Annotated in this window: 21 protein-coding genes and 1 tRNA gene; 6 read left to right on the forward strand and 16 right to left on the reverse strand. The window is 63.8% G+C overall.

Going from position 1 to position 17,752, the window contains the following annotated elements; all coding sequences use genetic code 11:
• Positions 1 to 95 precede the first annotated feature (95 nt).
• Positions 96 to 170, forward strand: a tRNA-Gln gene (locus ABB27_RS01320).
• A 185-nt stretch (positions 171 to 355) separates the two neighbouring features.
• Here the strand turns inward: ABB27_RS01320 and rpsI are convergent.
• A complete protein-coding gene (gene rpsI, locus ABB27_RS01325) occupies positions 356 to 748 on the reverse strand; it encodes a 30S ribosomal protein S9 (protein ID WP_057626426.1) in 393 nt (130 codons plus the stop codon).
• 2 nt (positions 749 to 750) lie between these two features.
• On the reverse strand, positions 751 to 1,179 hold the full coding sequence (gene rplM, locus ABB27_RS01330; RefSeq protein ID WP_057626427.1) for a 50S ribosomal protein L13: 429 nt from the start codon (positions 1,177 to 1,179) through the stop codon (positions 751 to 753).
• A gap of 220 nt (positions 1,180 to 1,399) precedes the next feature.
• Between rplM and coq7 the strand changes: the two genes are divergently transcribed.
• The gene (gene coq7 / locus ABB27_RS01335; RefSeq protein ID WP_057626428.1) at positions 1,400 to 2,044 is read left to right on the forward strand and encodes a 2-polyprenyl-3-methyl-6-methoxy-1,4-benzoquinone monooxygenase; all 645 of its coding nucleotides are present in this window, start codon (positions 1,400 to 1,402) and stop codon (positions 2,042 to 2,044) included.
• Between the two features lie 165 nt (positions 2,045 to 2,209).
• On the opposite strand, the gene ABB27_RS01340 is transcribed toward coq7, so the two are convergent.
• Positions 2,210 to 2,524 carry a DMT family transporter gene (locus tag ABB27_RS01340; RefSeq protein ID WP_057626429.1) on the reverse strand — a complete coding sequence of 105 codons (315 nt, stop codon included), beginning with the start codon at positions 2,522 to 2,524 and terminating at the stop codon, positions 2,210 to 2,212.
• Positions 2,525 to 2,666: 142 nt separating this feature from the next.
• Positions 2,667 to 3,461, reverse strand: a complete 795-nt coding sequence (gene speD / locus ABB27_RS01345; RefSeq protein ID WP_057626430.1) for an adenosylmethionine decarboxylase — start codon at positions 3,459 to 3,461, stop codon at positions 2,667 to 2,669.
• A gap of 150 nt (positions 3,462 to 3,611) precedes the next feature.
• On the opposite strand from speD, the gene crp reads away from it, so the two are divergent.
• A complete protein-coding gene (gene crp / locus ABB27_RS01350) occupies positions 3,612 to 4,301 on the forward strand; it encodes a cAMP-activated global transcriptional regulator CRP (protein ID WP_057626431.1) in 690 nt (229 codons plus the stop codon).
• A gap of 888 nt (positions 4,302 to 5,189) precedes the next feature.
• Positions 5,190 to 5,951 carry a sulfite exporter TauE/SafE family protein gene (locus ABB27_RS01355; protein WP_057626432.1) on the forward strand — a complete coding sequence of 254 codons (762 nt, stop codon included), beginning with the start codon at positions 5,190 to 5,192 and terminating at the stop codon, positions 5,949 to 5,951.
• A 330-nt stretch (positions 5,952 to 6,281) separates the two neighbouring features.
• Here the strand turns inward: ABB27_RS01355 and ABB27_RS01360 are convergent, their stop codons facing one another.
• The 12 genes from ABB27_RS01360 to ABB27_RS01415 all read right to left on the reverse strand — a co-directional run bounded on the left by ABB27_RS01360 (position 6,282) and on the right by ABB27_RS01415 (position 15,977).
• On the reverse strand, positions 6,282 to 7,004 hold the full coding sequence (locus ABB27_RS01360) for a haloacid dehalogenase-like hydrolase (protein WP_057626433.1): 723 nt from the start codon (positions 7,002 to 7,004) through the stop codon (positions 6,282 to 6,284).
• On the reverse strand, positions 7,001 to 7,795 hold the full coding sequence (gene trpC / locus ABB27_RS01365; protein ID WP_057626434.1) for an indole-3-glycerol phosphate synthase TrpC: 795 nt from the start codon (positions 7,793 to 7,795) through the stop codon (positions 7,001 to 7,003). Before trpC ends, ABB27_RS01360 begins: the two co-directional genes overlap by 4 nt.
• Before the next feature lie 50 nt (positions 7,796 to 7,845).
• Positions 7,846 to 8,883 carry an anthranilate phosphoribosyltransferase gene (trpD, locus tag ABB27_RS01370; RefSeq protein ID WP_057626435.1) on the reverse strand — a complete coding sequence of 346 codons (1,038 nt, stop codon included), beginning with the start codon at positions 8,881 to 8,883 and terminating at the stop codon, positions 7,846 to 7,848.
• A 14-nt stretch (positions 8,884 to 8,897) separates the two neighbouring features.
• Positions 8,898 to 9,416, reverse strand: a complete 519-nt coding sequence (locus tag ABB27_RS01375) for a DUF1543 domain-containing protein (RefSeq protein WP_057626436.1) — start codon at positions 9,414 to 9,416, stop codon at positions 8,898 to 8,900.
• Positions 9,413 to 10,063, reverse strand: a complete 651-nt coding sequence (locus ABB27_RS01380; RefSeq protein WP_057626437.1) for a LysE family translocator — start codon at positions 10,061 to 10,063, stop codon at positions 9,413 to 9,415. The genes ABB27_RS01375 and ABB27_RS01380 overlap by 4 nt, the downstream gene beginning before the upstream one ends.
• A complete protein-coding gene (locus tag ABB27_RS01385) occupies positions 10,057 to 10,641 on the reverse strand; it encodes an anthranilate synthase component II (RefSeq protein WP_057626438.1) in 585 nt (194 codons plus the stop codon). Before ABB27_RS01385 ends, ABB27_RS01380 begins: the two co-directional genes overlap by 7 nt.
• 13 nt (positions 10,642 to 10,654) lie before the next feature.
• Complete coding sequence (locus tag ABB27_RS01390; protein ID WP_152984376.1) at positions 10,655 to 11,413, reverse strand: hypothetical protein; 759 nt, start codon at positions 11,411 to 11,413, stop codon at positions 10,655 to 10,657.
• Between the two features lie 10 nt (positions 11,414 to 11,423).
• Positions 11,424 to 12,914: an anthranilate synthase component I gene (gene trpE, locus ABB27_RS01395; protein WP_057626440.1), complete on the reverse strand. Its 1,491-nt coding sequence runs from the start codon at positions 12,912 to 12,914 to the stop codon at positions 11,424 to 11,426.
• Positions 12,915 to 13,099: 185 nt separating this feature from the next.
• Entirely contained in the window at positions 13,100 to 14,029 is a 930-nt protein-coding gene (yegS, locus tag ABB27_RS01400) for a lipid kinase YegS (RefSeq protein ID WP_057626513.1), read from the reverse strand.
• A 437-nt stretch (positions 14,030 to 14,466) separates the two neighbouring features.
• Positions 14,467 to 14,958: a GNAT family N-acetyltransferase gene (locus ABB27_RS01405; protein WP_057626441.1), complete on the reverse strand. Its 492-nt coding sequence runs from the start codon at positions 14,956 to 14,958 to the stop codon at positions 14,467 to 14,469.
• A gap of 3 nt (positions 14,959 to 14,961) precedes the next feature.
• A complete protein-coding gene (rpe, locus tag ABB27_RS01410; RefSeq protein ID WP_057626442.1) occupies positions 14,962 to 15,636 on the reverse strand; it encodes a ribulose-phosphate 3-epimerase in 675 nt (224 codons plus the stop codon).
• A gap of 11 nt (positions 15,637 to 15,647) precedes the next feature.
• Positions 15,648 to 15,977: a J domain-containing protein gene (locus ABB27_RS01415; RefSeq protein WP_057626443.1), complete on the reverse strand. Its 330-nt coding sequence runs from the start codon at positions 15,975 to 15,977 to the stop codon at positions 15,648 to 15,650.
• A gap of 165 nt (positions 15,978 to 16,142) precedes the next feature.
• Here ABB27_RS01415 and ABB27_RS01420 point away from each other — a divergent pair, with 165 nt between their 5' ends.
• Together ABB27_RS01420 and ABB27_RS01425 are read left to right on the forward strand one after the other, a co-directional pair.
• Positions 16,143 to 17,069 carry a phosphoribosylaminoimidazolesuccinocarboxamide synthase gene (locus tag ABB27_RS01420; protein WP_057626444.1) on the forward strand — a complete coding sequence of 309 codons (927 nt, stop codon included), beginning with the start codon at positions 16,143 to 16,145 and terminating at the stop codon, positions 17,067 to 17,069.
• A 95-nt stretch (positions 17,070 to 17,164) separates the two neighbouring features.
• The gene (locus ABB27_RS01425) at positions 17,165 to 17,638 is read left to right on the forward strand and encodes an Mpo1 family 2-hydroxy fatty acid dioxygenase (RefSeq protein WP_057626445.1); all 474 of its coding nucleotides are present in this window, start codon (positions 17,165 to 17,167) and stop codon (positions 17,636 to 17,638) included.
• Positions 17,639 to 17,752 lie beyond the last annotated feature (114 nt).

The following is a 17,752-nucleotide window of genomic DNA, read 5'->3' on the forward strand; positions in this document are numbered from 1 at the left end:
GGGCCTGATCGAAAGATCAGGCCCTTTCTGTTTCATCCGCCACACCCACACAGGCCAACCCAGCGGCCAGATGTGCGATAATCGCCACGCACCATAGCCCCGTCGCCAAGCGGTAAGGCATCTGACTCTGACTCAGACATTCGGAGGTTCGAATCCTTCCGGGGCTGCCATATACAAAAGACCTGATCGAGAGATCAGGTCTTTTTTTTGTGCGCGATCCGGCAGCAGGGAGTTGAGCGACAGCAAGCCACCCCGCCCCGCCAACTGCTCCGCCAACTCCAAAACGACAAAAGCCCGGCCGAAGCCGGGCTTTTGCTTTCCCAGTGGGATTCCGAAGAACCCCACCCCAAAGCGATTAACGCTTGGAGAACTGGGTGGCGCGACGTGCCTTGTGCAGGCCGACCTTCTTACGCTCGACTTCACGAGCGTCACGGGTCATGAAGCCAGCCTTGCGCAGCTCGGACTTCAGGGTTTCGTCGTACTCGACCAGTGCACGGGCGATGCCCAGACGGATCGCACCGGCCTGGCCGGTGGTGCCACCACCAGCAGCAGTGACAAGAATGTCAAAGCTTTCGGTGTTCTGGGTCAGTTCCAGCGGCTGACGCACGATCATACGTGCGGTCTCACGGCCAAAGAACTCGTCCAGCGGACGGCCATTGACGGTGATGTTGCCAGTGCCCTTGCGCAGGAACACGCGAGCGGTGGAGGACTTGCGGCGGCCAGTGCCGTAGTTTTGAGTGATAGCCATGATTAGATATCCAGAACCTGCGGCTGCTGTGCTGCGTGCGGATGCTCAGTGCCTGCATAGACCTTGAGCTTGCGGTACATCTGACGACCCAGCGGGCCCTTCGGCAGCATGCCCTTGACGGCGATCTCGATCACGCGCTCCGGGTGACGCTCCAGCGCCTGCTCCAGGGATTCGGTCTTCAGGTTACCGATGTAGCCGGTGAAGCGATGGTACTTCTTGTCCTTCAGCTTCTTGCCGGTAACAGTAATCTTGTCGGCATTGATGACGACCAGGTAATCACCGGTGTCAACGTGCGGGGTGTAAACCGGCTTGTGCTTGCCACGCAGGCGGCGAGCCAGCTCGGTGGAGAGACGGCCCAGCGTCTTGCCGGCGGCGTCAACGAGGTACCAGTCGCGCTGGACGGTCTCGTTCTTTGCAGTGAAAGTGCTCATAAAGAACTCAGGTAGGTCGGGCTGATTACGGCGAGATGAACCACCGGAACTTTGCCACGCGTTGTGAAGGTGAAACAGAAGAGGCGGGATTGTACTGGCCGCACGCCGCCGGCGCAAGTCACGCCCTGAACGGCCACGCCCTGAACAGCCGCGGGTCCGCGGCTTGGCAGGTTCAGGGCCAGCGGCGAGAATCGCCACATACCCCACTGCACTGCCCGCCATGATCACCGCCCGCGTACATACGCCACTGGACCACCTGCTGACCGAAGCCCAGCGCGCCCTGGACACGGTGTTCGGCAATCCGCCGGCCGCCCGCCCCAACCCCGCCGGCGACACCCCCGAAGTGGTGCTGGAGCCGGCCGAGGTCCGTCACGCCGCCGGCCTGATGCGCATCAACCACGTCGGCGAGGTCTGCGCGCAGGGGCTGTATTTCGGCCAGGCTGCGGTCGCCCGCGACCCCGCCACGCGCGCGCACCTGCTGGAAGCCGCGCAGGAAGAGACCGACCACCTGAGCTGGTGCGCCGACCGCCTGCGCGAACTGGACAGCCGCCCGAGCCTGTTCAACCCGCTCTGGTATGCCGGCAGCTACACCATCGGCACCCTGGCCGGCCTGCGCGGCGATGGCTGGAACCTGGGCTTCGTGGTGGAGACCGAGCGCCAGGTGGAAGCGCACCTGGACGAGCACCTGGAAACCCTGCCACCGGCCGATCAACGCAGCCGCGAGATCCTCAAGGTGATGAAGATCGATGAGGCACGCCACGCCGAACACGCCGAACATGCCGGCGCGCGCAAGCTGCCCTTCCCGATCCCATCAGTGATGGCACTGGCCTCCAAGGCAATGAAGGCCGTGGCCTACCGGATTTAAGGCACCACCTGTAGAGCCGAGCCATGCTCGGCTGAGGCCTTACCAGGAAAGCCGCACCTGTAGTGCCGAGCCATGCTCGGCTGGGGCCTTACCGGGAAAGCCTCTGCCGAGCATGGCTCGGCACTACGCATAGAGCCCCCTGCCGAGCATGGCTCGGCACTACGGTCAGCTGACCATTTTCAGGCCGATCACACCGGTCACGATCAGGCCGATGCACAGCAGGCGTGGCCAGCTGGCGCTGTCACCGAACAGGATCACCCCGGCGATCGCCACACCCACGGCGCCAATCCCGGTCCAGATCGCATAGCCGGTACCTACCGGTATCGTGCGCAGCGCCTGGGTCAGCAACCATAGGCTGATGCCGGCAAACACCACGGTGAACACACTCGGCCAGAGCCGGGTAAAGCCTTCGCTGAACTTCAGGCCCAGCGCAAAACCAATCTCGAACAGGCCCGCAAGCAGCAGGTAGATCCAGGGCATCGCCAACTTCCTTTACAAAAAAAAGACGGCGGCCCGGTGAATGCACACCGGGCCGCCGTCGGCAAACGTCTGCATCAGATGCAGGGCGGGCCGTCCCGCCAGTTTTTGCGCAGACCGGCATGCCGGCCTGCGCAGACGGTGCTTACTCGGCCAGGTTGCGGCCGTGGAACAGCTCTTCGATCTCGCGGCGCAACAGCGCCTCGATCTTCATGCGTTCCTTGAAGGACAGGTTCTTGGCCTTCTCTTCGAACAGGTACTTGTCCAGGTCAAAGTCCTGCAGGTGCATCTTCGTGTGGAAGATATTTTCCTGATAGACATTGACGTCGAACATCTCGTAACGCGACTTGATGTTCTTGGCCAGGAAGTTCTGGATCGAGTTGATCTTGTGATCGATGTAGTGCTTCTTGCCCTTTACGTCACGGGTGAAGCCACGCACGCGGTAATCCATGATCACGATGTCTGATTCCAGACTCTCGATCAGGTAGTTCAGCGCCTTCAACGGCGAAATCACGCCACAGGTAGCCACGTCGATATCGGCACGGAAGGTTGCAATACCTTCCTGCGGGTGCGTTTCCGGATAGGTGTGCACGGTGATGTGCGACTTGTCCATGTGCGCAACCACGGCGTCGGAGATCAACTCCTTGCCGGCCTGCTTCTTGTCGATCACCGGTTCCTCGGAAATGAGAATTGTGACCGAGGCACCCTGTGGGTCGTAATCCTGACGCGCAATGTTCAGGATGTTCGCACCGATGATTTCAGCCACATCGGTGAGGATCTGCGTGAGTCGATCGGCGTTGTATTCCTCGTCGATGTACTCGATATAACGCTGGCGCTCCTCTTCGGTACGCGCATAACAGACGTCATAAATGTTGAAGCTCAAGGCCTTGGTGAGGTTGTTGAATCCTTGCAACCTCAGGCGAGGCAACGGCTTGACCACGGCGGTCGATCCTGTAGATGGTGGGAAAGGCGGAAGTATGGGGCAAAGTCCCTCCCTGTGATACTTGCTCCGTGATGCCCGTTTGCCCCTTATGCTCAGCGTCGTTAAGCTTGCCCATTAAGCAAGTTCATCCAAACTGTGAACGCCATCATGAGCCAAGGTAACGCCAACACCGTGTCCAACGTGCGTCTTGCCTCCAGCCCGCTGGCGCTGGATATCGCTACCATCGACCGATTCCTGGCCCACAGCCACCGTCGCCGCTACCCGGCGCGGACCGATGTGTTCCGTCCGGGTGACCCTGCGGGAACCATGTATTACGTGATCAGCGGCTCGGTCAGCATCATTGCCGAGGAGGACGACGACCGTGAACTGGTACTGGGCTACTTCGGCGCCGGGGAGTTTGTCGGCGAAATGGGCCTGTTCATCGAGTCGGACAAGCGCGAAGTGATCCTGCGCACCCGCACCCCCTGCGAACTGGCCGAGATCAGCTACGAGAGGCTGCACCAGCTGTTCCTGGGCCCACTGTCAGTGGATGCGCCCAAGCTGCTGTACGCCATTGGCTCGCAGATCTCCCGCCGCCTGCTGCACACCAGCCGCAAGGCCAGCCGCTTGGCCTTCCTGGACGTGACCGACCGCATCGTGCGCACCTTGCACGATCTGTCCAAGGAGCCGGAGTCGATGAGCCACCCCCAGGGCACCCAGCTGCGCGTCTCGCGCCAGGAAATCGCCCGCCTGGTGGGGTGTTCGCGGGAAATGGCCGGCCGCGTGCTGAAGAAGCTGCAGGTCGACGGGCTGCTGCATGCCCGCGGCAAGACCGTCGTGCTGTACGGGACGCGCTGACCCGGCGCGGATACGTATTCACGTATCAAGCCACGTTGGTTTGCGACCTGCCACATGGCACCGCAAGCCACGCGGCTACACGGGCGCGCGGCGACGCGCCTGACCAGGCCGGCACCTCGGTTTTGCTGAGGCGCCGGCCAGGCCTATCAGCCTTCCAGACCCTGCGCCTGTCGGCGCGCTCCTTTACCCAAAGGGGCCTACTGAGCTGATTTACCTCGGAAAAGCCCACCGCCAGACAATCCGGCGGCGCGGGTAAGCCGCGCGTGCCGGAGGCTTTGAAGCATTGGCGGCATGGCCCTGATGACAGCCATCAACTGCTGCCGCTCGCGCCAGCCTCCCGGGTGCGCTGCGCTTACCCGGGCTACCTGGAACCCGGCAGCGCGGGCAGGCAACGCGCTCAGGTGGGCTTCGAAGCATTCGCGGCATAGCCCCGATGGCCGCCGCCCGCCGATGCCACATCTGCCAGGTTTCCCCGGACGCGCTGCGCTTACCCGGGCTACGCAGCGCCCGAGCGACCGGAGACGAGGTCTCCACGTACCCGTCGGCGAACAGTCCTTGGGGTGATTCCACGCATATCCCCGCTGACAGCCCCCCCCCCCCTCTGCGCGTCCGCGCAGGATGAGGAAACACGGCTTTTGCGGCAGAAAACTGTGCCCTCAAACTGTGAACTCTGTCTTCTGCCGAAATCTCAACAGGCCCTGCGAATTCGTTGATTTTCTGTGCCCTTGCCGCTGCCGCCGGCCCTCATCGCGAATACGGCGACGGCTGGCGATATAGCGGCAACTTAGCTGCTGTTTGGCGCTGATTGGCGTAAGGAATCAACTCAAACCATTACTTACCGATGTAGCTTTCCTTGACCTGCCCTGCCCCGGACCGCAGGCTTGGGGGATGGAATTTGGCAGCGAATTTTACTGGTTCATCCTGATCGGCCTGGGCGCACAGCTGGTGGACGGCGCGCTGGGCATGGCGTTCGGGCTGATTTCGTCCTCGGTATTGCTGAGCATGGGGCTGCCGCCAGCGGCGGTCAGCGCCAGCATTCATACCGCCGAGGTGTTCACCACGGGCGCGTCCGGGGTCTCGCACTTGGTCGCCGGCAACGTCGACAAGCGGCTGTTCTTCCGGCTGGCGATACCTGGCGCCGTTGGCGGAGCAATCGGCGCCTATGTGCTGACCCAGCTGCCCGGCGACGTGGTGCGGCCCTTCATCTACCTCTACCTGCTGGTGCTGGCGATCTTCATCCTGGCGCGCGCGGCGGGCAAGTTCATGGCCAAGCAGGAAGTGAAGCGGGTGCCGGTACTGGGCTTCTTCGCCGGCCTGCTGGACGCCACCGGCGGTGGTGGCTGGGGGCCGGTGGCCACCTCCACCCTGCTGGCCCGTGGCGGCCAGGCACGCACCACCATCGGCTCGGTCAACGCCGCCGAGTTCATCGTGACCCTGTCGATCTCGGCCACCTTCCTGCTGTCGATGGGCCTGCAGCACCTGTCCATCGTCGCCGGCCTGTTGGTCGGCGGGATGATGGCCGCGCCGGTGGCGGCGCTGCTGGTGAAGCGGGTCAAGGAGCGCTGGGTGCTGATCGCCGTCGGCGTGCTGGTGCTGTCGATCAGCCTGTTCCAGATCGGCATGGCAGTGGCGAAGCTGCGCGGAGGGTGAGGCAAGGGCGCTGGCCGCCTAGCAAGCCGGGGACTTCCGGAGCCCCTCTCCCGTCTACGGGAGAGGGGTTGGGGTGAGGGCAGCTTTTGACTTTGTTTTTAAGGCCTTAAAAGCTCCCCTCATCCGCCCTCCGGGCACCTTCTCCCGCTAGCGGGAGAAGGGAGATTCCCACATGCCTGCAATCTGATAGCCCCTCTCCCGTTTACGGGAGAGGGGTTGGGGTGAGGGCAGCTTTTGACCTTGCCTTAGAGCCGCAAAAGCTCCCATCAGCCCACCAGACACCGCGCCCCGCAGAGCACCCGGAAGAAGGGGGCCTGGCTCCGCTTCAGATCAGTTCGGCAGCGGCTTGCCGCCGCGGCCTGGGCAGCCCCAGTTGAGGATCGGCGTGCCGGCCGGCAATACCTTGCCGAAGTACGCCACCCGCGAATGCTTGGGGTTCACCACCACCGGCGCCTTGGCGGCCTGCAGCAGCGGCAGGTCGGCGGTGCTGTCGGAGTAGGCTATCGCGATGTCGCCATAGCCACGCTCGCGCAGCATGCGCATCTTCTCTTCGTTGTGGCAGTGGCGGGTGGCGCCCATCGCGCCGAGCCGTGGGCCAACCTCGCTGCCGATCACCGGCACGCCCTGCTCGGCCACGAAGGCGAGAATGGCGCGGGCCAGCTCCGGCGGTGCGCCGGTGGCCACGATCACCCGGTCACCGGCACGGCGGTGCGCGGCAAATACCTGCAGCGCATGCGGCAGCAGGTGCTGGCGGATCTGCGGCTCGTGCTTGAGCACGTACTGGTCGATCACCTTGTTGAAGTCGCGCGCCTGATGCAGGCCGAAGGTGGCGATCCAGACATAGCCGGAAATACCGAAACGGCGGGTCGGCAACAGCGCCACCAGCGGCCCCAGCAAAGGCGTGGCAAGGATGGCCGCCAGCAGCCGCAGCGGATTACGCTTGATCAGCCAGGCGAACAGGTGGCTGCCGGAATCACCGTCATACAACGTGTGATCGAAGTCGAAGACGACCAGCTGCGCGTCGTCGCGGGGGGTCGGATAGGGCTCAGTCATGCGGGGAAGAATAGCTGACGCAGGCCCTCACCTGGCTCTTCAACGCGCATGAAGGTCTCACCGACCAGGAAGGCGTTGACGCCCGCATCGCGCATCAGCTTGACGTCGGCCGGGCCCATGATGCCGCTCTCGGTGACCAGCAGGCGGTCACGCGGCACCGCGTCCTTCATCGACAAGGTGTTGTCCAGCGACACCTCGAAGGTACGCAGATTGCGGTTGTTGATGCCGACCAGCGGCACCGGCACCTGGATGGCGCGTTCCAGTTCGTCGATGTCGTGCACTTCCACCAGCACGTCCATGCCCAGCTGCATGGCCAGATCGGACAGCTCGGCCAACTGCCGGTCGTCCAGTGCCGAGACGATCAGCAGGATGCAGTCGGCGCCGAGTACGCGCGCCTCCACCACCTGGTAGGGATCAATCACGAAATCCTTGCGCAGCACCGGCAGCGTGCAGGCCTCGCGTGCCTGCCGCAGGTACAGGTCGGCGCCCTGGAAGAAGTCGACATCGGTCAGCACCGACAGGCAGCTGGCGCCGCCCAGTTCGTAGCTCACCGCGATATCGGCCGGGTGGAAATCCGGGCGGATCACACCCTTGGACGGGCTGGCCTTCTTGACCTCGGCGATCACCGCCGGGTCGCCATTGGCAATGGCCGCGTTCAGCGCGTTGGCGAAGCCGCGCACCGGTGAGGCGTCGGCCACGCGCGCCTGCAACTCGGCCAGCGACACGCGACTGCGGCGCTCGGCGACCTCCTGCACTTTGCGGGCGAGGATGGTGTTGAGGATGTCGCTCATGGATCTGCTTCCTGGAAGACGGGCGCTGCGGACGCGGGGTATCGGGATTATCAGGGATTGCCGGCCAGCACGCGGCTGGCCTGGACGTATTGCTGCATGCGCGCACGCGCACTGCCATCGGCAATGACCGCGCGGGCGCGGGCCAAGCCATCGGCGATGCTGTCGGCCACGCCGGCCACATACAGCGCGGCGCCGGCATTAAGGGCGACGATATCGTTGGCCGGGCCCGGCTGGTTGTCCAGCACCGCGCGCAGCATGGCGATGGATTCCTCTGGATTCTCGACCTTGAGGTTGCGGCTGGCCGACATGGCGATGCCGAAATCCTCGGGATGGATTTCGTACTCACGTACCTTGCCATCGCGCAGCTCGCCGACCAGGGTGCCGGCGCCCAGCGAAATCTCATCCATGTTGTCGCGGCCCCACACCACCAGCGCACGCTCGGCACCCAGCTCGCGCAGCACGCGCGCCTGGATACCGACCAGATCCGGGTGGAATACGCCCATCAGGATGTTGGTGGCGCCCACCGGATTGGTCAGCGGGCCGAGGATATTGAAGATGGTGCGCACGCCCATTTCACGGCGTACCGGCGCAACCACCTTCATCGCCGGGTGGTGCATCGGCGCGAACATGAAACCGATGCCGGTCTGCTCGATGGCGCGGGCTACCTGTGCGGGCTGCAGCTCGATCACCGCACCCAGGGCTTCCACCGCATCGGCGCTGCCGGACTTGGAGGAGACACTGCGGTTGCCATGCTTGGCCACTTTGGCGCCGGCAGCGGCCACCACGAACATCGAGCAGGTGGAGATGTTGAAGGTATGCGAGCCGTCGCCACCGGTGCCGACGATATCGACCAGATGGGTCTTGTCGGCCACCTGCACCGGCAGCGCGAATTCGCGCATCACCGTTGCCGCGCCGGCAATCTCGCCCACGGTTTCCTTCTTGACCCGCAGGCCGGTGAGGATGGCCGAGGTCATGGTCGGCGAGATTTCGCCGCGCATGATCTGCCGCATCAGATCGACCATCTCGTCGAAGAAGATCTCGCGGTGCTCGATGGTGCGTTGCAGGGCTTCCTGCGCAGTGATGGTCATGACAACTCCAAAAATCAGGAAATAACGATGTAATCGCTTTGGCTGTGGATGCCGGCGTGTGCGCCAGCGCGCAGCTGCACATGCAGGCCACCGATCGGCCCGACCGGCAGGCAGCTGTCCACTTCCAGCAGCGCATCGCGGTGCGGCTTGATCCACTGCGCTTGCGCCTGCGCCTGCGCCAGCGCCTTGCGCTTGGCCTCGGCTGCGTCGGCAGCAACCACCAGCAGATAGCTGTGCGCCTCGCCGAACTCGCCTTCGACATAGCCGCCGAGATTGACGAAGAACAGCGTCTGAGCATCGGCAGCGGGTGCGACCTGCGACAGGCGCACCTGCCAGTCCTCGACGCCATCCACCGCCATCCACGAATCCAGATGCAGGCCGGCAGCCTCGCCGAACCATTGCTCGCGCAGCTGCGGATAGGTCTGTTCGATCGTGGGGCCAATTGCGAACACCACGTCGTGCACTTCGGTATTGGCACGCGGGTGGCGACCACCGAGCATGACCACGAACAGACGGAGATTCTCCAGGCTCATGCCACAGGCCTCGCGGTAAGGGCCAGGCGCAGGCCAAAGCCGATGAAAAGAACGCCAGCCAGCTTGTCCAGCCACTGCAGGCCACGCGCGGCCCAACGGCTGCTGCGCACGCGATCGGCAGCCAGCACGTAGGCCGCGTTGATCGGCAGCGCGTTGACCATGAATACCAAGCCCAGCAGCGCGAACGCCAACGGCTTGTTCTGCACCGACGGCGCGATGAACTGGGGCAGGAAGGCGAGGAAGAACAGCACCACCTTCGGGTTCAGCACATTGGTCAGGAAGCCACCGGCAAACACCTGCCAGAACGAGCCGGCGCTGCCGCTGCTGGCGGCGATATCGGCCTGCAGGGTCGAGTCACCGGTAGCACGCAGCAGGCGCACACCTACCCACAACAGATAGGCCGCGCCAATCCACTTGATCACCGTGAACAGCGTGGCCGAGGTCGCCAGCAACACGCCCAGCCCCAACGAGGCCAACGCCACATGCACCAGGCAACCGGCGCTGATACCGGCAATGGCGGCAAAACCGGCGCGGCGGCCACCGCGCAGCGCGCGGCTGATGATGTACAGCACATCCGGGCCCGGCGTCAGGTTCAACAACCAGCCGGCCAGCATGAACAGCAGCAGCTGGCTCGGCTCGATCAACATGTGCGATCCAGGAAGTTTTTCATCAGCGCGTGGCCGTGCTGGGTGAGGATGGATTCGGGGTGGAACTGCACACCTTCGACTGGATACTCACGGTGGCGCAGACCCATGATTTCTTCCATCGAGCCATCCGGATTCTCAGTCCAGGCAGTAATTTCCAGCACCGATGGCAAGGTGTTCTTGTCCACCACCAGCGAGTGGTAACGGGTGGCCTCGTAGCGGTCCGGCAGACCGGCAAACACACCCTTGCCTTCATGGCGGATAGGCGAGGTCTTGCCGTGCATGATGTTGCTGGCGCGGATCACATCACCGCCATAGACCTGGCCGATGCCCTGGTGGCCCAGGCACACGCCGAACAGCGGAATCGTCGGGCCCAGCTGGCGGATCACCTCCAGCGACACACCGGCTTCGTTCGGCGTTTTCGGGCCGGGCGACACCACGATGTGCGAAGGCTGCAGCGCGGCGATTTCAGCGACGCTCATCGCGTCATTGCGCACCACCTTGACCTCGGCACCCAGCATCTGCAGGTATTGCACGAGGTTGAAGGTGAAGCTGTCGTAGTTGTCGATCATCAGCAGCATGGTTGTTCTCTCTTCATTGTCGTGTGCCCGCCAGCTCTACGCCGACGCCTGCAATCAGCTGCCATTCCCCGTCCCAGCGCGCGTATCCGGGCATCGCATAATCGGCATCCGCAGTCACCGAGCCAATTCCAAACCTCGCCATGTCTGCAACCGAAACCGTCCAGTTGCATGCACAACCCTGATCCTGGCCAAGAATCGTGATCCGGGGATCAACCCCGAGCTTTGTATAGAACGCAGCCTGTTCCGATAGCGCGCGTCGAAACCACTTCTTTGCAGTCCTCTGTATGGACCATCGCTCCAGCCAGTTCGGCGGCCGACCAAGTTGCCGCTCAATGCCCGAGTAGTTGAAGTCCTTCAGAAGATTCTTCTGCAGCAGAGATCCATGCCAGAGCACCAACGCACCTCTTTCCACGGTCTTCCGGTTGCCCGCAGGGAATACATAATTCGCGCAGGAGGACATGCAGATGTCGCCGACCACACGCACATCCATCCCGCGGTCGTGGATCATTCCACCCAACGCCATTCCTGCCTCGACATCGCCGCCACCGGATCGAATTGCGAACTCCATCAGTGAGTCGTCTGCGTCAAGCAATACGCGCACCCTGTCAACGGAAGCAGGCGATATAAGTCCATCGAAATGGATGACCGCGCCCTCCGCATGAATCACCGCAGGTGGCTCCACTTCGTTGTCTTCGGCTTCCTGTGCTGATGCAACAGCCGCCAATCCCATCGCTCCTACAACCAGGATGGAACGCAGGCCGTTGGCAATCATGGCTTTCACCTCACAGCCCCTTCGCCGCCTGCGCCACCGCACGGAACAACGCGCGGCCCTTGTTCATGGTTTCCTGCCATTCGGCATCGGGGTCGGAGTCGTAGACCACGCCGCCGCCGGCCTGCACGTATAGGTAACCGTCCTGGATCACCGCAGTGCGAATCGCGATGGCGGTGTCGGCATCGCCGTTCCAGCCGATGTAACCGACCGCGCCGGAATAGACGTTGCGCTTGACCGGCTCCAGCTCGCGGATGATTTCCAGCGCGCGGATCTTCGGCGCACCGCTGACGGTGCCGGCCGGGAAGGTCGCGCGCATCACGTCGCTATAGCTCAGGCCGGCCTTCAAGGTGCCGGTGACTTCGCTAACGATGTGCATGACGTGGCTGTAGCGTTCGATCACGAACTGCTCGCCGACCTTGACCGAACCCGGCTCGGCAACGCGGCCGACATCGTTGCGGCCCAGGTCGATCAGCATCACGTGCTCGGCACGTTCCTTGGGATCGGCCAGCAATTCAACTTCCAGTGCCTTGTCCAGCTCCGGCGTGGCGCCGCGCGGGCGGGTGCCGGCGATGGGACGCACGGTGACGATGCCATCGCGCAGGCGCGCCAGGATTTCCGGCGAGGAGCCGACCACCTGGGTGCCGCCGACATCGATGAAATACATGTACGGCGACGGGTTCAACGCACGCAGCGCGCGGTAGACGTCGATCGGCCGCGCGCGGAACGGCACGCGCAGGCGCTGGCTCGGCACCACCTGGAAGATGTCGCCGGCGCGCACGTATTCCTGCGCCTTGCGCACCACCGCGTGGTATTCCTCGCGGGTGAAGGACGACTGGAAATCCTGCTCGTCGATGGCGTCAGATACCTGCGACTGCGGGTAACCGGCACCGCCCTGGCGCAGGCGATGGGCCAGCTCGTCGAGGCGGCGGTTGGCCCGCGCCCAGGCCTGCGGCTGCGCCGGGTCGGCGTGCACGATCAGGTAGAGACGGCCCTTGAGGTTGTCGAACACTGCCAGCTCTTCGGACAGCATCAGCAGGATGTCGGGCGTACCCAGTTCATCGGGCTTTTCGCCCGCGCCCAGGTGCGGTTCGATGTACTGGATGCACTCAAAGCCAAACCAGCCGACCAGGCCGCCGGTAAAGCCCGGCAGGCCATCGAGCTGCGGCACCGAATACTGCTTGCGCAGCACTTCCACTTCGGCCAGCGGGTCAGCCACTTCACGACGCTCGACCACTTCGCCCAGCTCGCTGACTTCCAGCGTATGCCCGCGGAAGCTGTAGATGCGGCGCGCCGGCATGCCGATGATGGAATAGCGCCCGAAGCGTTCGCCGCCTTCGACCGATTCAAACAGATAGGTATACGGACCGTCGGCGAGCTTCAGATAGACCGAAAGCGGCGTGTCCAGGTCGGACAGCACTTCGCGGACGACGGGTACGAAATTATGCGGGTGTGCGGTGTGGCCTTCAGCGGCCAGCTGCTGGAACTGCTCTTGCGTGATCAAGACGGCTTTCCTTCCGGGAATCGACGGTGGCGGTACGGACGACGGCAACGGGCCACCATCGCCACCAGCGGCGAGCGGAAGAAAGGGAACGCTTGGTCGTCAGAATGGGCACCGCCCAACTTTACCGCAAGATCGGCGCCCGGTGTGCATCCGCAACATGATCAGATGCTTGCAGCAGCAACGATTCAGCCGCCCAGCAGCGGGCTGTCGGCCGGCAGATGCAGGCGCACCCGGCCCGCCACGCACTGGATATGGAAGCGCCGGGCCTGCATCGGCTCGCCGTCCAGATTCAGCGTCATCGGCTGCTCGGCCTCGATCCATACCTCCCCCAGCCGCGCCCGTTCAGCCACCTGCTCCAGCGCGGCGTGCTTGCCTTCGCTGAACAAGGTGCCCAGGGTCGACATGACTTCGCCGGACAGCTCCGGCACCACGGTGAGGTCCAGTTGGCCGTCATCGAGCAGCGCATCCGGGCACAGCTGCTGGCCACCGCCGGCCTGGCGGCCATTGCCGATGCCCAACGCGATGAAGCCACCCTGCCAGTCGAAACCCTCGCCATGGATATGCGCCTGAATCGGCTCGATCTTGCCCAGTTTGGCCACACCGGTGAGGACATAAGCCAGGCCACCGAGCATTTTCTTCAGACCGTCGTGGGTCTCCACCGTCACCTCGGTACCGAAGCCGCCGCTGGCCAGATTGGCGCACCAGTGCACCTTGCCGTCGCCTTCAACGCGCAGCAGATCGATCAGCCGCGCCGGCGCCCAGCCTGGCAGCTGCAAGGCCGCCAGTGGCTCGAGTGGAATACCGGCGGCGCTGGCGAAGTCGTTGGCGGTGCCCAGTGGCAACAGCGCAAGCGCGGGCAGTTGCGCGGCGTCCTGGCCGGTATGCGCCATGGCCTCGGCCACTTCGCTCAGGGTGCCGTCGCCGCCACCGGCAATCAGCAACGGCGCCTGCGCGGCTACTGCCTCGCGCACATAACATTCCGCATCCCCGCCCTCCCAGGTCACCCGTACCCGCAACTCCTGTCCCTGCCCTCGCAGCTGCGTCACCGCTTCACGCACGGCATCGTCGCCAGCGGATTTACCGTTGAGTATCAGGAACCAGGGCGCTGCTCGCATGCGGGTCTCCAGCAAAGGCGCGCAGCCTAGCAAGTGGTCCGCTGCACGCAGGTGAATGTCACCTCGTTGTCACAGCGCATCTGGAGAATGAAAGGCCATAGCAAGGACGACGGATGGAGGCAGGATCAGCCTCCCACATCATTCCCCGGCCGCAACGGCAACGTTGCGGCTTTTTTTTGTTTTACCTGTAGTGCCGAGCCATGCTCGGCTGGAGCATTACCGGGAATTTTCAAAGATCACAGGTGAAGCCCCTGCCGAGCATGGCTCGGCACTACCTGCTCCCTCCCTTTTGCGCAGCAAAGGGGAGGGCTGGGGAGGGGTGAGCTCTTGGCTGGCTGATTTGGTACGTGCTTCGCGGCTCACGCCGCTCCTACAAAAAAAAGCCGGCGCTGGATTGCTGTGCCAAACGCCTCTGCCGAGCATGGCTCGGCACTACCTCATTCGCCTTTGGCGAATTTCTCCAATGCATCGCCTTGCAGGCGATACACGGTCCATTCGTCCTGGGCGACGGCGCCAGCGGCCTTGTAGAACTCGATGGCCGAGGTATTCCAGTCCAGCACCGACCACTCAAAACGCCCACAACCCTGCGCCACCGCCAAGCGTGCAATGTGCTGCAGCAAGGCCTTGCCCGCGCCGCTGCCGCGCGCTTCGGGGCTGACGTACAGGTCTTCCAGGTAGATGCCGTTGCGGCCCAGCCAGGTCGAATAGTTGTAGAAAAACACCGCATAGCCGATGGCCTGGCCATCGCGTTCGCAGATCAGCGCCTGCGCCTTGGCATCGGCGCCGAACAGGCTGGCGCGGATACCGGCCTCATCGGTCTGCACCGAGGATTCGGCCTTCTCGTAGATGGCCAGTTCGCGGATGAAGTACAGGATCAGGCCTGCGTCATCGGCAACTGCCGGACGAATCTGCACTTCAGCCGCGGCCATCACTCAGCCCCGCGCCGCAGCAACATTGCCGCGCATTTTGGCAATCATCGCAGCGTAGTCAGGCGCGTTGAAGATGGCCGAACCGGCCACGAAGGCGTCGGCACCGGCGGCAGCGATCTCGCCGATGTTGTCGGCCTTGACGCCGCCATCGACTTCCAGCATCACCGGCTTACCGAGCTTGTCGATCATCGCCCGTACTGCGCGCAGCTTGTCCAGCGTCGACGGGATGAAGGCCTGGCCACCGAAGCCCGGGTTCACCGACATCAGCAGTACCAGGTCCAGGTCTTCCAGCACCCAGTCCAGCACCTCGACCGGGGTTGCCGGGTTCAGCACCAGGCCGGCCTTGCAGCCGTGCGACTTGATCAGCTGGATGGTGCGGTGAACGTGGCGGCTGGCTTCCGGATGGAAGCTGATGATGCTGGCACCGGCCTCGGCGAAGTCCGGCACGATGCGGTCCACCGGCTCGACCATCAGGTGCACGTCGATCGGTGCGGTCACGCCGTGCTTGCGCAGGGCCTGGCAGACCATCGGACCGATGGTCAGGTTGGGCACGTAGTGGTTGTCCATCACGTCGAAGTGGACCCAGTCGGCACCGGCCGCCAGGACGTTGTCGACCTCCTCGCCGAGCTTGGCGAAATTGGCCGAAAGAATGGACGGGGCAATGATGCAGTTGGACATGACGGAGCCTTTCAGCGCTTGCGCAGGGATTTGATGCGGTCGTAGGCGGCGTTGATCTGCCGGGCCTTCTTCTCGGCCTGGGCGCGCAGTTCAGGCGCGGCACCGGCCACTTTGTCGGGGTGGTACTGGGACATCAGGCGGCGGTAGGCCAGATCGATCTCGGCGTCGGTGGCCTCACGGGTGACCCCCAGTTCACGGTACGGCAGGTCCTTGCCCAGCTGGAACCAGTCGCTGTCGAAGGCGTGCCCGAGCAGCAGACCAATAATCCCGCCAAACAAGGGGTTGGGCCTGAAAAGCAGGGCCCCGGCGATGAAACCGAACAGTTTTCCGTACCAGCGCATGGGTGGGTGAATGGCCTGAGGACAATCAAGACGTGCATTTTATGCCACAGCGGCCCGATCCGGCCGTACACTAGGCCGCCCGCCGACCAGCCGCGGGCCCTGCGGGTCCTCCAGACCCGGGTCCTCCAAGCCGGCGGCATTCATTGCCAAGTCCCAGGAGTGCCCGTGCCGACCACGCTGTTGCAATCCGATCTTCCCGGCCTGCCCTTGCGCCATCGCGGCAAGGTGCGTGATGTGTTTGATATCCCGCGCGAACGTCTGCCAGCCGGTACTCCCCCGGGCGAATACCTGTTGATGGTCGCCACCGATCGCCTGTCGGCGTTCGACGTGGTACTGCCCGACCCGATCCCGGGCAAGGGCGAGATGCTGTGCCAGGTGTCCAACTTCTGGTTCGCCAAGACCGCGCACCTGATGCCCAACCACCTGACCGGCATCGACGTGGCCAGCGTGCTGCCCGAAGGCGTGGACCCGGCGCTGTATGCCAAGCGCGCGGTGGTGACCAAGAAGCTCAAGCCGGTACCGGTGGAAGCCATTGCCCGCGGCTATGTCATCGGCAGCGGCTGGAAGGACTACCAGCGCACCGGCAAGATCAGCGGCATCGCCCTGCCCGACGGCCTGCAGCAGGCTGAAAAGCTGCCCGAAGCCATCTTCACCCCGTCCACCAAGGCGGCGGTGGGCGACCACGACGAGAACATCGATTTCGATGCGATGGTCAAGGCGGTAGGCGCGGACATGGCCGAAAAGGTGCGCGATGCAACCCTGCGCATCTACAAGTTCGCCGCCGAATACGCGGCCGAGCGCGGCATCCTGCTGGCCGACACCAAGTTCGAGTTCGGCACCGACGCCGACGGCCGTCTGTACATCATGGACGAGATGCTGACCCCGGACTCCTCGCGTTACTGGCCGGCCGACGAATACCAGGTAGGCATCAGCCCGCCCAGCTACGACAAGCAGTTCGTGCGCGACTACCTGGAGACGCTGGACTGGGACAAGACCGCCCCGGGCCCGGCGCTGCCGGCCGAGGTGATCGAGCGTACCCGCGCCAAGTACGCCGAGGCACTGGACAAGCTGGCAGGCATCAGCGTCGACTGATTCCTGCAGCGCCGGTCACGGATGCGCACGGCCACCGTGCGCATCCGTAGGGAAGCCGCGCTATGCTCTGCCGCTCAACCCGGGAGGGACGTGGAATGAGTATTGCGCGACCGGTGGATCGTTACTTCGCCAGCTACTCCGGCGATCACGTCAACCACACCAACCAGGCCATCCACGTGTTCGCGGTACCCGCGATCCTGTGGTCGGTGATTGCCCTGCTGTGGTGCATTCCACCACTGGTGCCGTGGTTCCAGCATGGCATCTGGGCCGCATTCGCCATGTTCGGCACCTGGGCCTATTACAACCGGCTGTCGCGCCCGCTGGGCATCGGCATGCTGATCATCTTCTTCGTGTTCGGCTGCATCTGCCGGCTGCTGGAAGACCGGCTTGGGATCCAGATGCTGCTGTACATCGCCATCGGCGTATTCGTGGTGGCATGGATAGCGCAATTCATCGGCCACAAGATCGAAGGCCGCCGCCCCAGCTTCCTCACCGACCTGACCTATCTGCTGATCGGCCCGATCTGGGTACTGGCCAAGCTGTTCCGGCAGTTTGGATGGCGCTACTGAGCGCGGAAGATACTTCTGTTGTACCTGCCACGGGAATGTCGTTCTCCATTGAGGGGAAGATGGCCAAGCCCACCTGATTCCGCCGCCAGCGGGGCTGAGCCGTCATTCTGCGGG

Origin of the sequence: Stenotrophomonas terrae (assembly GCF_001431465.1) — a bacterium.
In the GTDB taxonomy this organism is placed as follows: Bacteria; Pseudomonadota; Gammaproteobacteria; order Xanthomonadales; family Xanthomonadaceae; genus Stenotrophomonas; species Stenotrophomonas terrae.

Excerpts from the sequence above, each read along its gene's own strand:
- rpsI (WP_057626426.1), bottom strand. The coding sequence starts at position 748 with ATGGCTATCACTCAAAACTACGGCACTGGCCGCCGCAAGTCCTCCACC.
- rplM (WP_057626427.1), bottom strand. The coding sequence starts at position 1,179 with ATGAGCACTTTCACTGCAAAGAACGAGACCGTCCAGCGCGACTGGTAC.
- coq7 (WP_057626428.1), top strand. The coding sequence starts at position 1,400 with ATGATCACCGCCCGCGTACATACGCCACTGGACCACCTGCTGACCGAA.
- ABB27_RS01340 (WP_057626429.1), bottom strand. The coding sequence starts at position 2,524 with ATGCCCTGGATCTACCTGCTGCTTGCGGGCCTGTTCGAGATTGGTTTT.
- crp (WP_057626431.1), top strand. The coding sequence starts at position 3,612 with ATGAGCCAAGGTAACGCCAACACCGTGTCCAACGTGCGTCTTGCCTCC.
- ABB27_RS01355 (WP_057626432.1), top strand. The coding sequence starts at position 5,190 with ATGGAATTTGGCAGCGAATTTTACTGGTTCATCCTGATCGGCCTGGGC.
- ABB27_RS01360 (WP_057626433.1), bottom strand. The coding sequence starts at position 7,004 with ATGACTGAGCCCTATCCGACCCCCCGCGACGACGCGCAGCTGGTCGTC.
- trpC (WP_057626434.1), bottom strand. The coding sequence starts at position 7,795 with ATGAGCGACATCCTCAACACCATCCTCGCCCGCAAAGTGCAGGAGGTC.
- trpD (WP_057626435.1), bottom strand. The coding sequence starts at position 8,883 with ATGACCATCACTGCGCAGGAAGCCCTGCAACGCACCATCGAGCACCGC.
- ABB27_RS01375 (WP_057626436.1), bottom strand. The coding sequence starts at position 9,416 with ATGAGCCTGGAGAATCTCCGTCTGTTCGTGGTCATGCTCGGTGGTCGC.
- ABB27_RS01380 (WP_057626437.1), bottom strand. The coding sequence starts at position 10,063 with ATGTTGATCGAGCCGAGCCAGCTGCTGCTGTTCATGCTGGCCGGCTGG.
- ABB27_RS01385 (WP_057626438.1), bottom strand. The coding sequence starts at position 10,641 with ATGCTGCTGATGATCGACAACTACGACAGCTTCACCTTCAACCTCGTG.
- ABB27_RS01390 (WP_152984376.1), bottom strand. The coding sequence starts at position 11,413 with ATGATTGCCAACGGCCTGCGTTCCATCCTGGTTGTAGGAGCGATGGGA.
- yegS (WP_057626513.1), bottom strand. The coding sequence starts at position 14,029 with ATGCGAGCAGCGCCCTGGTTCCTGATACTCAACGGTAAATCCGCTGGC.
- ABB27_RS01405 (WP_057626441.1), bottom strand. The coding sequence starts at position 14,958 with ATGGCCGCGGCTGAAGTGCAGATTCGTCCGGCAGTTGCCGATGACGCA.
- rpe (WP_057626442.1), bottom strand. The coding sequence starts at position 15,636 with ATGTCCAACTGCATCATTGCCCCGTCCATTCTTTCGGCCAATTTCGCC.
- ABB27_RS01415 (WP_057626443.1), bottom strand. The coding sequence starts at position 15,977 with ATGCGCTGGTACGGAAAACTGTTCGGTTTCATCGCCGGGGCCCTGCTT.
- ABB27_RS01425 (WP_057626445.1), top strand. The coding sequence starts at position 17,165 with ATGAGTATTGCGCGACCGGTGGATCGTTACTTCGCCAGCTACTCCGGC.